Genomic DNA, 13,538 nt, shown 5'->3' with positions numbered 1-13,538 from the left:
ACCGCGCCGAGAGCGCCAATCCGCAGGGCCGGCCATCACTTCATCAATCACTTCATGTACGAGCGCATCACCGACAGCACCAGGTCCACGTCGTCATCACGGGCCTGGCCGCCGGCCGTGCCATCGACCAGATGGGTGCGCACATGGCCTTCGAGCACCTCGAAGATCATGCCGTTGACGGCGCCGCGCACGGCCGCCAGTTGCTGGAGGATGGCCGCGCAGTCGTGCTCGGCCTCGAGCGCGCGCTCCAGCGCCTGCGCCTGGCCCTGGATGCGGCGGATGCGCGTGAGCAAGCGCTTCTTGTTCTGAATCGTATGTGCCATGAGGGCCATTCTAGGCGCCTGCATATACTGGGGTACAGTATCTTCATGAGCAGCATTCCATCCCTCTCTACCGCTGGCGGCGCCAGCCCCAGGCAGCATTCACACCGTTTCGACGAAGGCAACCCGCTGGGCGAGCGTCGTGCCATGCTGGCTGCGGGGCTGACGGCGGCCATGATGGTCGGGGAGATCACAGGCGGGTACGGATTCAACTCCATGGCGCTGCTGGCCGATGGCTGGCACATGGGATCGCACGCGCTGGCGCTGGGGCTCTCAGCTGGCGCCTATGCGGCCGCGCGCAGATTGGCGGGAGATACGCGCTTTGCCTTCGGCACCTGGAAGATCGAGGTGCTGGCCGGCTACACCAGCGCCATCTTGCTGCTGCTGGTGGCGGGCGGCATGGCCTGGCAGTCGGTGCAGCGCCTGTTCTCGCCCTCGCCCATCCACTACGAGCAGGCCCTGGGCGTGGCCGCGCTGGGCCTGCTGGTCAACCTGGCCTGCGCCCGGCTGCTGAAGGGCGGGCACGGGCATCACCATGGTCACGGTCACGGTCACGGTCACGGTCACGACCACGGCCATCACCACGGGCACGGGCACGGCAGGCATGCGCACGGCGGCCACGCGGGCGACCGCCATCACGGCGACCACGGCGATCTCAACCTGCGCTCGGCCTACCTGCATGTGCTGGCCGATGCCGCCACCTCGGTGATGGCCATCGCCGCCCTGTTCGGCGGCATGGCCTGGGGCCTGGGATGGCTGGACCCGGCCATGGGCCTGGCCGGCGCCGTGCTGGTGGCGGCATGGGCCCTGGGCCTGCTGCGCGACAGCAGCCACGTGCTGCTGGACGCCGAGATGCACGCCCCCGTGGTCCGCGAGGTGCGTGAGGCCATCGCCCAGGCGCCGTTTGCCGCGCAGATCTCCGACCTGCATGTCTGGCGCGTGGGCAAGGCGCGCTACGCCTGCATCGTGGCGCTGGACGCGCCCGCAGGCGTGGACCCCGATGCCGTGCGCCATTTGCTGGGCGTGCACGAGGAACTGGTCCACGTCACGGTGGAGGTCAACCGGCCGCAGCCGGCTGCGACACACTGAGCCTATTGCGCGCCGGCCACCGCAGCCTGGCGCGCACCGGGCTGCTTGAACAGCTTGAAGTACGGCGTGTTCGACGGATTCACCGGGATGTCGAACTTGCGCACCATGGCATAGGTCTGGATCTGGTCGTGCAGCGGCAGGTAGATCAGCTCCTTTTGCACCGTGCTCCAGATGGAGTGGATGGTGGCATCGCGCTTGCGCGCATCGCCCTCGGAGGCCAGGGAGACGATCTTGCTGTCCAGCTCGGCATTGCTGTAGCGCGTGGCATTGGTGTTGCCCCGGCCGTTCTTGCCGCGCGTGTGCACCAGGTAGTCGAAGACATAGGCCGAGTCATAGGTGGGCACGCCCCAGCCGTAGAGGTAGAAATCCGTTTCCTGGTTGTTGATGGCCGCCGTCTGGATGGCCAGCGGCCGGGACGACACGGCGGTCTTCACGCCGATGCGGCCCAGAAAGCCTGCGATGGCCTGGCAGATGGCCTCGTCGTTCAGATAACGGTCGTTCGTGCAATGCAGGGTGATGCCGAAGCCGTTGGGGTAGCCGGCCTCGGCCAGCAGTTTCCTGGCCTGGGCCAAGTCGGCCTTGCCCACGGCGCCAAAGGATTTCTCGTAGCCGTGCACAAAGGGCGGCGCAATGATGTTGGTGGGCACGGACAGGCCGCGCATCACGGCGCGCTGTATGGCCTGGCGGTCTATGGCCAGCTGGAAGGCCTGGCGCACGCGCAGGTCGGCCAGCGGGTTCTTGTCCTTCACATCGGAATGCGCCAGCGGGGCGGCGCCCACGTTCAGGCCCAGGAAGATGGTGCGGTTCTCGGCGGCCTGGTTGATGCGAAAGCGCGGGTCGGCGCTCAGGCGCGCGATGTCCTGGATGGGCAGGTCCTGCACGAAGTCCACCTCGCCCGACAGCAGCGCCGCCACGCGCGTGGCCTGGGACTTGATGGGCAGGTAGACCAGCTCGTCGATCTCCAGCGGGAACAGGCCCTTGCCCCAGTAGCCGGGGAACTGCCGCAGCACGGTGCGCGTGTCCTGCTCGCGCGAGGCGATGACATAGGGCCCCGTGCCGTTGGCGTTGCGCGTGGCGTAGTTCTCTTCCTTGGCCAGCGCGTTCTGCGGCTGCTCGGCACCATGGGCCTTGGCCCAGGCGGCGCTCAGGATCTGGATGTTGATGAGGCTGGCCGGCAGCAGCGGGTTGGGCCCGTTGGTCCTGATGTGCACGGTGAAGGCATCGACCTTGGTCACGTCGGTGATCGAGGTCAGCAGCGAGCGCATGTCCGAGGTGGCCGAGCGCGCGCGGCGCAGCGAGAACAGCACGTCGTCGGCCGTGAACAGGCTCCCGTCATGGAACTTCACGCCCTTGCGCAGCTTGAACTCCCAGACCGAGGGGTCGGCAGTCAGCGCCCAGGACGTGGCCAGGGTGGGCAGCAGCTTGCCATCGGCCGTGCGGATGATCAGCGGCTCGTAGATCTGGTGCAGCAGGTTGTGGTTGGGGCCGTTGTTCAGCGCGTGCGGGTCCAGCGTGGATGCGTCGGTGGAGCGTGCCCAGCGCAGGGTTTCGGCCTGGGCGGGCGGTGCGCACAGCAGGGCTGCGGCCAGGGCGGGAAGCAGTGCGGAAGTTCGCAGGGTGCGCAAGTGGGTGCGCAGCAGGGAAAGGCGAGGCAGGAAGCGTCTTTGGGTCATGAAGTGTCCTGGCAGCCGGAACAAGATCGCAGGAAGGCGGCGGCGGGTGCCGCGCCGGCTGCACCAGACGGCCGATTGTGTGGAGCCACCGGCCCGCCGCAAAGCCCGATTGCGCCTATGCAAATGCGCTGCGCGCAGATGCAAAGCGCTGCGACAGCAGGGCGTACAGCGCGCGCAGGCCCTGGGCCTCGCCGCCCCTGGGACGGCCGGGGCGCTCCTCCAGATTCCAGGCGAACAGGTCCAGGTGCAGCCAGGGCAGCTCGGGCGGCACAAAGCTCTCCAGGAACAGCGCAGCCGTGATGGCACCGCCCTGCGGCGTGCTGGCGGCGTTGAGCAGGTCGGCCTGGTCGGAGCGGAGCATGCGGCGGTACGGCGCCCACAGGGGCAGGCGCCACAGCGGGTCGGCCTGCGCGCGGCCCTGGGCCAGCAGCGCATCGGCCCAGCCGTCATGGTTGCTGAACAGCGCGGGCAGGTCCGGCCCCAGCGCCGTGCGCGCAGCGCCCGTGAGTGTGGCCAGGTCGATCAGCAGCGCGGGCGGCATGGGCGCGCTGCGAATGGCGTGGTGCAGCGCATCGGCCAGCAGGAGCCGGCCTTCGGCATCGGTGTTCTCGATCTCCACGCGCCGGCCGTCACCGGCCTCGATGATGTCGCCGGGCCGCAGCGCACCGGCACCCACGGCGTTCTCCACCGCAGGCACCAGCAGCTTCAGGTGGATGGGCAGGCCCGCCTGCATCAGCAGGTCGGCCAGGGCCAGGGCGTGTGCGGCGCCGCCCATGTCCTTCTTCATCCAGCGCATGCCTGCGGCGGGCTTGAGGTCCAGCCCGCCGGAGTCAAAGCACACGCCCTTGCCGATGAGCACCACATGGGGCAGCGCGGCATCGCCCCAGGTCAGCTCGGCCACGCGCGGCGCCTGGGACGCCGCCCGACCCACGGCGTGCACCAGGGCAAAGCCTGCGGCGGGCAGCTCGTCGCCCACCCATTGCCGGTAGCGCGCGCCATGGCGCGCGGCCAGGTCGGCCACGGCCTGGGCCAGCTGTTCGGGACCCAGCTGGTTGGCAGGCAGGTTGACCAGCCGCCGCACCTCGCCAATGGCTGCGGCCATTGGCGCGACGGCTGCCTGCTCATCAGGGCTTGCCACCAGCTGAGCGAGTGATGGAGCGGTTGCCGCATCCGACTGCCGCGCCTGGCGGGTCGATGGCAACGCGCCCAGTGCCCAGCCCAGCAGCAGATGCGGCCTCTGAGCCTCATCCGCATCGGCGAGCGCATAGATGCCGGGCGGCAGCACAGCCGGCAGGCCGGCCAGCTGCCACAGCGGCTGGTCCGGGTCCACGCCGACCAGCACGCCAGCGAGGGCAGTGCACTCGCCCTGCCCTTCGCCCTGCATGCCGGGCAACAGCAGGATGCGGCCCGGCTGCGCATCGAAGCCTGCGGCGCGCGCCCATCGGGCCTGGGCCGGGGGCAGTTGCTCCAGCAAGGCCGCCAGCGTAGCCGGCGTGGCGCGGTGCAAGGCCGTGGCGGGTTGGGATGAAATGGCAAAGGCGCCGGGGCGGGAATCGGAATGGACAGTTGTGACGGAGCTGGACATGGCGTGGTCAAAGCGCGCCAGCCTAAAGGCCAGCCCGCCTATCGCAAACAAGCCTGCCGCATATGGATATGCGCAAACCCCTGATGGAAGGCAGCGCCAGAGCAAAGCCATCGACGGCACAGGCTGCGTGCCATGGCACCAACATATAATTAGCTGCCATACAATATGCCAGCATCACAACCGGCGCACAGCGTCTCAACCCCAGGAAACACCATGTCCCACTATCTGGTCGAGCTCTATTCCCCCAACCCCGCCTGGCTGGCCCTGCCCGCCGCGCAGCGCCAGCAGTTTCTGGACGCGGTTGCCAGCGCCATGGGCGGCCTGGCTGCCATGGGCGTGCAGGTGCTGGCCCTGGCCGAGACCGATGCCACCCTGGACCGGGCCAGCCCCCACCGCTTCCTGGGCATCTGGCGCTTTCCCGATACCGCCGCGCGCGATGCCCTGCTGGCGGGAATCAAGGCCAGCGGCTGGTACGGCTACTTCGACCATGTGAACGCGGCCAGCGGCACGGGCGGCCTGGAAAGCCATCTGAAGGCGCTGGCCGAGGCCTGAGGCGCACGTCGGGTGCGTTCACCACCTTGTTGATGGCTTCGTTGAGCTGCTTGACGATGGCGTCGGAGGTGCCGGCCGGGGCCATCACGCCCCACACGCTGGCCAGCTCCACGCCCTTGATGCCGATTCGGTGCAGGTCGGCACGTCGGGCAGCAGCTTGGAGCGGCTCGCGGTGGTCACGCCGATGGCGCGGACCTTGCCCGACTGGATATGCGACAGCAGCGTGGGAACGGAGCCCATGTACATGTCGATGCGCCCGGCATGTCCCACCACCGGTTCATGAAGCATCGGGGGGAACACCGCACGGATGCGTGAACAGTGTCATGACCGGGGCTGAACCCTTTGCGCTGACCGCAGCCGGTACAGCCGCGGCAGCCAGGCAAAGGCGATAAGGACCAGCACAACGCCCGCCAGCGCCATGGGCAGCACCATCGGCCAGGCACCGTGGCGCATCGTCGGATCGACAAATTGCGCCGCCAGCTGGCCGGCGCAGAAGGCCACGCACATGATCGCGAAGCCCGAACACGACACGGCCCGCCCGGCCAGCTGCGGCGGCAGGCCACCCACCGCGCCCGCCTGGCCGCAAGGCTGGTGCAGGCCATGGCCCAGTGCATACACCGCGTGCCCCAGCAGCAGTGGAAAGGGCGAGGCCGGCGCCAGCACGCAGCCGGCGATCTGGATGCACGGCCCTAGCAGGCTGAGCGAAGCGCCCAGCTGCACCGTGCGCACCGGCCCGTGGCGCGACAGCAGGCGCCGGCACCATGTAATGCCGAGGATGTAGACCAGCGAGCCGCCCGCTGGAATCCAGCCGTAGAGCACGGGCGACAGGCCGAACAGGTCGACGTACACCATCGGCGACAGCAGCAAAAAGCAGAAGATGCCGCCGTAGGTGGCTGCGGCCAGCGCCGTCCAGGCGCAAAAGCCGGGGTCGGCGATCACCTGGCGCACACCGCCAGCGGATACGGATACGGGTACGGATGCGATGACCGGGGCAGACTCCGCTGGCGCTTGCCGCGTCTCGCTGAAAGTGCGCCAGCACAGTGCCAGCAAAGCCAGCGAGTAGACGCCCATCGCCACCAGCACCCAGCGCCAGCCGGTGGCCTGGACTCCCCATGCACCGGCAATCGGCGCCACCAGGGCCACCAGCCCCAGGCCTGTGAGGCCGCGGGCCATGATGCGCGGCCCTTCATGGGCCGGATACAGGTCGCGCACCGCAGCCCGTGCGCACACCAGGATGGCCGCCATGGCCGCGCCCTGCACGGCGCGCCAGGCCACCAGTGCGTCCGCGCTGCCCGCCAGCGCACAGCCGGCCGCCGCTGCCGTGTAGCAGGCCAAACCCGTCAGCAGCATGGGCCGGCGCCCGAAGCGGTCGGCCAGCGGCCCGCACACCAGTTGGGCGACACCGAAGGCCAGCATGAACACGGTCAGGCTGCTGCTGGCCGAGCCCAGGTCGCGCGCGATCTCGGGCAACGCCGGCAGATAGCCATCGGTGGCGACCGGCTGCGCGGCCAGCAGCAGCGGCAGCAGCAGGAGGAAGGAAACGGAGCGGCGCGGGCCGGGATCGGCGAAGTTCATCTCAATGAAGCCTGGTCACGGCATGCAGCGCGTCGAGCGAGGGAGTTCAAAGGCAGATGCATGGCCGGTTGCGCCTATGCGATGGAGGACAGCACAGCCCGCAGGCCCAGCAGATAGCTGTCCGCGCCGAAACCGCAGATCTGGCCCCGGGCGATGTCGGCAAACACCGAGTGGTGGCGGAAGGGCTCGCGCGCATGGATGTTGCTCATGTGGATCTCCACCACGGGCACGGTGAGCATGGCCAGCGCGTCGCGGATGCCGTAGCTGTAGTGCGTCCAGGCGCCGGCGTTGATGAGCACGCCATCGACGCCGTCCCTGAAGCCCTGGTGTATGCGCTCGCACATGGCGCCTTCGCAATTGGTCTGGAAGCTGTCCACCTCGCAGCCCAGCTGGCTGCCCAGGCTGCGCAGCGAGGCGTCGATCTCGGCCAGCGTGACCGTGCCGTACTGCGCCGGATCGCGCTGGCCGAACATGTTGTGGTTGATGCCGTGCAGCATCAGGATCTTTTTCATGGTGGCTCCGTGGCTCGATGTCTTGGATGGAGGATGGCGTGCCGGTGGCGTCCGGGTCAGGCCGTGGTGTCGATGGCGGCGCCCATGCGGGCAGCCTGCGCAATGGCCTCGGTGATCTGCAGGTTGCGCAGGCCGTAGCGCACGCTGAGCAGCGGCTGGGCCAGGCCACGCGCCACCTGCGCCACCTGCGCTATTGGGCCATGGCGAGCCCCTCTCAGAAGCGGTGCAGCACGCCCAGCTGCACGCCCTTGATGGTGCGGCCGTTGACGTCGTCGGCCGATGTGAAGTTGGGCTTCATGCCGCCCGAGGCCGCCAGCCGGAAGCCCGCATTGCGGTCGTTCTTCAGCTGCTCGGCCACCGCGTAGAGCATGGTGCGCCTGGACAGGTCGTAGTAGGCCGCGACCGCGCCGCCCGATGCGCCGCGCCCGCTGTCCGAGCCATCCTGTATGCGGCCCCACAGCGCGCCCACGCGCAGCTGCGGCGTCACGCGGTAGTCGGCCGACAGCTGCCAGACGCGGTAGAAGCGGCGCACATCGGCATTCGTGCCCGCCACCAGCCCGCCCACATTGCCCAGCACCGTGCCCGTGTTGTTGCCCGCCGAGCCTGCCGTGCTGTTGTTGGACCGCACAAAGGCCAGCTGGACCTTGCCCTTGCCGTAGTCGTAGTTGGCGTAGAGGTTGTCGTAGCGGACCGCGTCGGTATAGGCCGCGTTCTGCGGCGCACGCGCATACAGGCCTGCATAGCCGACGCGGTAGGGGCCGTTCAGGTAGTCCAGGCCCAGCTGGTAGATGGCCTGGCGCGCTGGAGCACCGGTCTCGGCCATGGCGTAGTGGGCCTCGAACAGGAAGCCGGCCATGCGTGGCGAGGTGTAGGAGATGTCGTTGTCGAAGCGCGAGGGCACGCCGAAGTTGTTGACCATCGATCCCAACGTGCGCGAGGTGAAGTCGATGTAGTCGCCGCGCCCGAAGATCACGGTGTTCTGCCGGCCCAGCCGCACCTCGCCCCAGCCGCCGCCCAGGCCCACCCAGCTTTGGCGGTCGAAGCCGCGCGTGCTGTCGGCCTGCGTGCCGTTGTCGGCGTTGATGCCCATCTCCAGCTGGAACTTGGCGTACAGGCCACCACCCAGGTCTTCCTGACCGCGAAAGCCCAGGCGGCTGCGCAGCAGGGCGCCGTCCTCCAGCGTGGTCATGGATGCGCCCGAGCTGCTGCGCATGTGGTTGATGTACTGGTCCACGCTGCCGTATATGGTGACCGAGGACTGGGCGTGGGCACCCGCGCCCCAGGCGCCCAGCACGGTGGCCAGGGCCAGGATGCGAAGGGCCCCGCGCTGCGGCACTCGCGGTGTCTGGTGCATTTGCTGTTGCATGGTCTTGTCTCCTTCTCTGTGAAAAATGCTTTTTCGGGCGTGGCTGCGCCCTGCCCTGGACGCATCCCGGGCCGGTTGTCTGTCGGCTGGATCAGTAGGAGATGTGCGCGGTGGCGCGCAGCTCGTCGGGCGTGGCGCTGCCGAAGCCGAAGAATTCGAGGTAGGCGGGAATCATCTCGAACAGCATGTCCGTGCCCACCTGGAAGTCGCAGCCCTTGTCGCGCACGGCGCGCAGCAGGGGTGTGAACTCGGACTTCATCACCACCTCGCCCACAAAGGTGGTGGGCGCGATGCGCTGCACGTCGAACGGCAGCGGGTCATCGGCCTTCATGCCCAGCGGCGTGGCGTTGACGACCACGTCGAAGCCCTGCGGGTCCCTGGAGCCCGTGCCCACCTTCAACCTCGGGTAGTAGGCAGCGAGCCGCCCGGCCAGGGCCTGCGCGCTCTCGGCCCGCGTGTCGAACAGCATCAGCTCGCCCACGCCGGCTGCCGCCAGCGAGGCGGCAATCGCCGACCCCACGCCACCCGCCCCGGAAATCAGCACCCGCGCGCCCTGCAGCTGCCGCCCCTTGCGCAGCACGCCGCGCACAAAGCCCGCACCGTCGAACTGGTCGCCCAGCAGCGTGCCATCCTCGCGCCGCAGCACGGCATTGCAGGCGCCTGCAATGTGCACGGCGGGCGTGACCTCGTGCACCAGGTCCACCACGGACACCTTGTGCGGCATGGTGATCAGCGCGCCGCGCAGGTTGGTGAAACGCATGATGGCCGCGAAGTCCGGCGCGAAATGCGCCGCCTTCACGCCCATGGGCACGACGCAGGCGTCTATGCCCCGGCCGTCGAACCATGGGTTGTAGATCATGGGCGACTTGAAGGTCTCGGTGGGATCGCCGATGTGCGCGATGAGGGTGGTTTTTCCGGAAATCATTCCCTGGGCTTTCGGATGCTTGGGTTGGCGGTATGTGGCGTGTGAAATTCAGCGGCCGGACTGGGCCAGGGCCTGGGTGCGCAGGCGCTCGTACTCGGCGGGGTCCACAGGCCGTGCACCGGCCTCGCCCAGATCCTCCATGCGCACGCGGTAGGTCTCGCGGGCGCTCCAGGCGGCCAGCGCTGCGACCACGGTGATGCCGAAAGCGATCAGCCCCACCGTCAGCCAGATGTTCTGGGAACCCGGAGGCGCCACGGCCGTGAACAGCGCAGGCAGCATGGCGGTGATGGCCGTGCCCACGTTCTGCGAGATGGCCATGGCCGAGACGCGTGTGCGGGTCGGGAACAGCTCGGGGTAGAAGCTGGGGAACACCGCGTTGTAGCCCTGGTAGACCACGCCCCACATCAGGATGGACATGGCGAAGGCCAGCGGCATGTTGCGCGTGCTGATGGCGTAGAGGTAGCCGATGGCCAGCAGCCCCGACAGCAGCGCGCCGAAGATGATGGGCGGGCGCCGGCCGATGCGGTCGGACAGGTTGCCCACCATGGGGATCACCAGCACCGCGACGATGTTGCCCACCACGGGAATCCACAGGTACATGTCCTTGGCGAAGCCGATGCCGTAGGCGGGCTGCACCGCATAGGCGGCACCGAAGATGGTGGCCACCACGGGGATCACGTTCATCAGCGCCATGCAGACCACGCGCAGCATGTCGGGCGAATGGTGGCGGAAGGCCTCGACCACGGGCGAACGCGGACGCGCCTCGCTGCGGCCTGCGGCGGTGAAGGCCGGGGTCTCGTTGACCTCGCGGCGGATGATCCAGCCCGCGATGATGACCACGAAGCTCAGGATGAAGGGAATGCGCCAGCCCCAGCTGTTGAACTGCTCGGTGGGCATGTAGTGCGCCAGCGGCAGGAACACGGCCGCTGCCAGGATCTGGCCGGCCTGCACGCCCTGCAGCGTGAAGCTGGCGAAGAAGCCGCGCCGCCCGAACGGGGCATGCTCCAGGATCATGGAGCTGGCGCCCGAGATCTCGCCGGCCACGGCAAAGCCCTGGATCAGCCGCATCAGCACCAGCAGCGCCGGTGCCCACAGGCCGACCTGGTCATAGGTGGGCAGCAGCCCCACGGCGATGGTGGAAAAGCCCATCAGGAACATGCACCACACCAGCACCTGCTTGCGCCCGTGCGTGTCGCCCAGGTGGCCCAGCACGAAGGCGCCGATGGGCCGCGCCACATAGCCCACGCCATAGGTGGCCAGCGAGGCGATGATGGCAATCGCCGGATCACCCTGCGGAAAGAAGATCTGCGGAAAGATCAGCGCCGCAGCCGTGGCGTAGATGAAGAAATCGTAGTACTCCAGTGCCGAGCCTATCCAGCCGCTGGTTGCGGCCTTCCTGGGTTGGTGCTGCGTTGACTGCGTATGTATCGGTGTTGCGCTCATGTGTTGTCTCCTCCAGGCAAAAGATCCCCGCTGCGGCAAGTGATGGATGCTTGCGGCCAGGCCAGCGGGATGTAAAAAATGTAGTTCCCGCCTATGAATCTGCCCAAGCCAATTTCCAGGGGCATGTGCGCTGATCGCACCGTGCAGTTCGATAATCGCACGCACCCAGGGTTAATACGGAAAACTCAAGCTCGCCATGACAACACCTTCCACCCTCGCCCAGCGCGACTGGATTGCCGGACTGGAACGCGGCGTATCGATCATCGAAGCCTTTGACGACGCCCACCCGCGCATGACGGCCGCCGAGGCCGGCCAGCGCACGGGCATGACGCGCACCGCCGCGCGGCGCTACCTGCTGACGCTGCAGCACATGGGCTACGTGGCGGGGGACGGCAAGCTGTTCTGGCTCACGCCGCGCGTGCTGCGGCTGGGGCAGTCGTACCTGGAGTCGGCACGGCTGCCGCGCATCGTCCAGCCGTTTCTGCAGCGCGTGGCCGCCGGCACCCATGAAACCGCCTACCTGGCGGTGCTGGACGACGACGAGGTGGTCTACATCGCGCGCAACGGACCCAACCGCAACATGAACACCGGCTACGTGCTGGGCGCCCGCGTGCCGGCCCAGGTCACGGCGGCCGGCATGCTGATGCTGTCCATGCGCAGCGACGCCGAGCTGGAGCACTGGCTGGACAACCGCGCGCTGACGGTCTTCACCTCGCACACCATCACCTGCCCCGCCGAAATGCGCCGCGAGCTGGCCCTGATCCGCACCCAGGACTGGGCGCTGTGCGAGCAGCAGCTCAACCTGGACTCGCGCGGCATTGCCGTGCCGCTGCGCGACCGCCACGGTGCGCTCGCCGGCGCCCTCAACATCACCATGCCCATGGGCCGCGAAACCGGCAAGGACGCCGTGGCGCGCGTGCTGCCCATGCTGCGCGAGACGGCGCAGGCCATGCGGGATCTGATCTGATGGTGAACAACATAGCCATGGCGCAACTTCCTGACCTGGACATGCATGGCGGCGACGACCATCTGCTGCAGCATCTGCAGGCACTGGAAGTGCGACTGCACGATCCGCAGGTGCGATCGGACGCAGGCCAGCTGCAGGCGCTGCTGCATGAAGACTTCCTGGAGTTCGGCCGCTCGGGCGGCGTGCATGACAAGGCCGACAGCGTAGGCAGCCTGGGCGCTGCCGTGCAGCCTCAGCCGCCGCTGCAGCTGGTGGCAGATGGATTCGCCCTGGCGCGCCTGGGGCCGGACAGCGCGCTGCTGACCTACCGCTCGGCCAGCGTGGCCGAGGATGGAACGGCCGGCAGGCATACGCTGCGCTCCTCGGTCTGGCTGCGCACGGCCCTGGGCTGGCAGATGCGCTTCCACCAGGGCACGCCCACGGCGCCATTCGACCTGGCCGCATCCATGCCATGAGCGGCCTGCGGCGTGTTCAGACCGTCTCGAACGCGTATTTTTCCGTGTCCACCTCGCGCTGCGAAGCCACGGCATAGCGGTCGCCCTGGATGCGCTCGGGCTTGAAGAGGTCGTCCAGTTCGGCCAGCAGGGCCGCATCCAGGCGCACGGCGCCGCCGCGCAGGTCTTCGTGCAGGTGGTCCACGCTGGTGGTGCCCGGCAGTGCAATCACATGCTCGCCCTGGTGCAGCACCCAGGCGATGGCCAGCTCGGCCAGCGTGCAGTCGGCGCGCTCGGCAATGGACTGCATGGGCGCGAGCAGTTGCAGGTTCTTCGCATAGGCCTCGGGCGCGAAGCGCGGCATGGCGGCGCGGATATCGCCCTTGACCAGGCCCTCGACCTCCTGGAGCTTGCCGGTGAGGAAGGCGCGGCCCAGCGGGCTGAAGGCCACGTAGGCAATGCCCAGTTCCTTGCAGGCCTGCAGCGTGCCCAGCTCGGCATTGCGCGACCATAGCGAATACTCGCTTTGCAGCGCGGCGATGGGGAAGGTGGCATGGGCGCGGCGCAGCGCGTCGGCGCCGATCTCGGACAGGCCCAGGGCGCGCACCTTGCCCTCTTCCACCAGGCGCGACATCTCGCCCACCGATTCCTCGATGGGCACGCGGCGGTCCCAGCGGTGCAGGTAGTAGAGGTCGATGACATCGGTGCCCAGGCGCTGCAGGCTGTCTTCGCAATTGCGGCGCAGGGTCCTGGGGTGGCCATCGATCACGCGGCGCACCACGCCATCGTCGCCGCGCACGCCGGCCATGCCGCATTTGCTGGCCAGGGTGATGTGGTTGCGGTGGGACTTGAGCACGGGGCCGACCAGGGATTCGTTGGCGCCGAAGCCATACAGCGCCGCCGTGTCGAACAGAGTGACGCCGGCGTCCAGCGCCGCATGCAGCACGGCCCTGCCCTGCTCGGGCGACGGCGGATGGCCATAGGCGTGGCTGAGGTTCATGCAGCCCAGGCCGACGGCGCTGACGGAGAAGGGACCCAGGTGGCGTGTGGACAGGTTGGTCATGGTTTTCTCACAGGGAAAAGAAGCAAGGGAGCGG

Annotated in this window: 15 protein-coding genes; 4 read left to right on the top strand and 11 right to left on the bottom strand. The window is 68.4% G+C overall.

All coding sequences use genetic code 11. From position 1 onward, the window contains the following. Positions 1–47 precede the first annotated feature (47 nt). Positions 48–323, bottom strand: a complete 276-nt coding sequence (locus ACFPFG_RS30710) for a metal/formaldehyde-sensitive transcriptional repressor (protein ID WP_172642953.1) — start codon at positions 321–323, stop codon at positions 48–50. 45 nt (positions 324–368) lie between these two features. On the opposite strand from ACFPFG_RS30710, the gene dmeF reads away from it, so the two are divergent. After that, entirely contained in the window at positions 369–1,409 is a 1,041-nt protein-coding gene (gene dmeF / locus ACFPFG_RS30705) for a CDF family Co(II)/Ni(II) efflux transporter DmeF (RefSeq protein WP_380109671.1), read from the top strand. Positions 1,410–1,411: 2 nt separating this feature from the next. Here dmeF and ACFPFG_RS30700 read toward each other — a convergent pair whose 3' ends face one another. Both ACFPFG_RS30700 and ACFPFG_RS30695 read right to left on the bottom strand, forming a co-directional pair. Next, on the bottom strand, positions 1,412–3,082 hold the full coding sequence (locus tag ACFPFG_RS30700; RefSeq protein ID WP_380109669.1) for an ABC transporter substrate-binding protein: 1,671 nt from the start codon (positions 3,080–3,082) through the stop codon (positions 1,412–1,414). Positions 3,083–3,197: 115 nt separating this feature from the next. After that, positions 3,198–4,667 carry a leucyl aminopeptidase family protein gene (locus ACFPFG_RS30695; RefSeq protein ID WP_380109667.1) on the bottom strand — a complete coding sequence of 490 codons (1,470 nt, stop codon included), beginning with the start codon at positions 4,665–4,667 and terminating at the stop codon, positions 3,198–3,200. A 213-nt stretch (positions 4,668–4,880) separates the two neighbouring features. On the opposite strand from ACFPFG_RS30695, the gene ACFPFG_RS30690 reads away from it, so the two are divergent. Then, positions 4,881–5,219, top strand: a complete 339-nt coding sequence (locus tag ACFPFG_RS30690; RefSeq protein WP_183022105.1) for a DUF6616 family protein — start codon at positions 4,881–4,883, stop codon at positions 5,217–5,219. An 84-nt stretch (positions 5,220–5,303) separates the two neighbouring features. On the opposite strand, the gene ACFPFG_RS30685 is transcribed toward ACFPFG_RS30690, so the two are convergent. From ACFPFG_RS30685 to ACFPFG_RS30655, 7 genes are all read right to left on the bottom strand, one after another. Then, positions 5,304–5,507, bottom strand: a complete 204-nt coding sequence (locus tag ACFPFG_RS30685) for a tripartite tricarboxylate transporter substrate-binding protein (RefSeq protein WP_259649371.1) — start codon at positions 5,505–5,507, stop codon at positions 5,304–5,306. Between the two features lie 33 nt (positions 5,508–5,540). Beyond that, a complete protein-coding gene (locus ACFPFG_RS30680; protein WP_380109664.1) occupies positions 5,541–6,794 on the bottom strand; it encodes an MFS transporter in 1,254 nt (417 codons plus the stop codon). 74 nt (positions 6,795–6,868) lie between these two features. Further along, positions 6,869–7,306 carry a type II 3-dehydroquinate dehydratase gene (aroQ, locus tag ACFPFG_RS30675; protein WP_183022107.1) on the bottom strand — a complete coding sequence of 146 codons (438 nt, stop codon included), beginning with the start codon at positions 7,304–7,306 and terminating at the stop codon, positions 6,869–6,871. 56 nt (positions 7,307–7,362) lie between these two features. Continuing rightward, positions 7,363–7,491 carry a hypothetical protein gene (locus ACFPFG_RS30670; RefSeq protein WP_380109662.1) on the bottom strand — a complete coding sequence of 43 codons (129 nt, stop codon included), beginning with the start codon at positions 7,489–7,491 and terminating at the stop codon, positions 7,363–7,365. A gap of 29 nt (positions 7,492–7,520) precedes the next feature. Then, complete coding sequence (locus ACFPFG_RS30665; RefSeq protein WP_312372449.1) at positions 7,521–8,672, bottom strand: porin; 1,152 nt, start codon at positions 8,670–8,672, stop codon at positions 7,521–7,523. A 91-nt stretch (positions 8,673–8,763) separates the two neighbouring features. After that, entirely contained in the window at positions 8,764–9,597 is an 834-nt protein-coding gene (locus tag ACFPFG_RS30660) for a shikimate dehydrogenase family protein (RefSeq protein WP_183022109.1), read from the bottom strand. Positions 9,598–9,645: 48 nt separating this feature from the next. Then, positions 9,646–11,040: an MFS transporter gene (locus ACFPFG_RS30655; RefSeq protein WP_374617568.1), complete on the bottom strand. Its 1,395-nt coding sequence runs from the start codon at positions 11,038–11,040 to the stop codon at positions 9,646–9,648. 196 nt (positions 11,041–11,236) lie between these two features. On the opposite strand from ACFPFG_RS30655, the gene ACFPFG_RS30650 reads away from it, so the two are divergent. After that, positions 11,237–12,007, top strand: coding sequence for an IclR family transcriptional regulator domain-containing protein (locus ACFPFG_RS30650; RefSeq protein ID WP_012206241.1), 771 nt, complete (start codon positions 11,237–11,239; stop codon positions 12,005–12,007). A gap of 17 nt (positions 12,008–12,024) precedes the next feature. Next, entirely contained in the window at positions 12,025–12,462 is a 438-nt protein-coding gene (locus ACFPFG_RS30645; RefSeq protein WP_380109659.1) for a nuclear transport factor 2 family protein, read from the top strand. Between the two features lie 16 nt (positions 12,463–12,478). Here ACFPFG_RS30645 and ACFPFG_RS30640 read toward each other — a convergent pair whose 3' ends face one another. Beyond that, on the bottom strand, positions 12,479–13,504 hold the full coding sequence (locus ACFPFG_RS30640; RefSeq protein ID WP_183022112.1) for an aldo/keto reductase: 1,026 nt from the start codon (positions 13,502–13,504) through the stop codon (positions 12,479–12,481). Positions 13,505–13,538 lie beyond the last annotated feature (34 nt).

It is taken from the genome of Delftia deserti, from assembly GCF_042653485.1.
Taxonomy (GTDB): Bacteria; Pseudomonadota; Gammaproteobacteria; order Burkholderiales; family Burkholderiaceae_C; genus Comamonas; species Comamonas acidovorans.
Note: the sequence above shows the minus strand (reverse complement) of the source record. Positions and strands in the feature narration are given on the sequence as shown.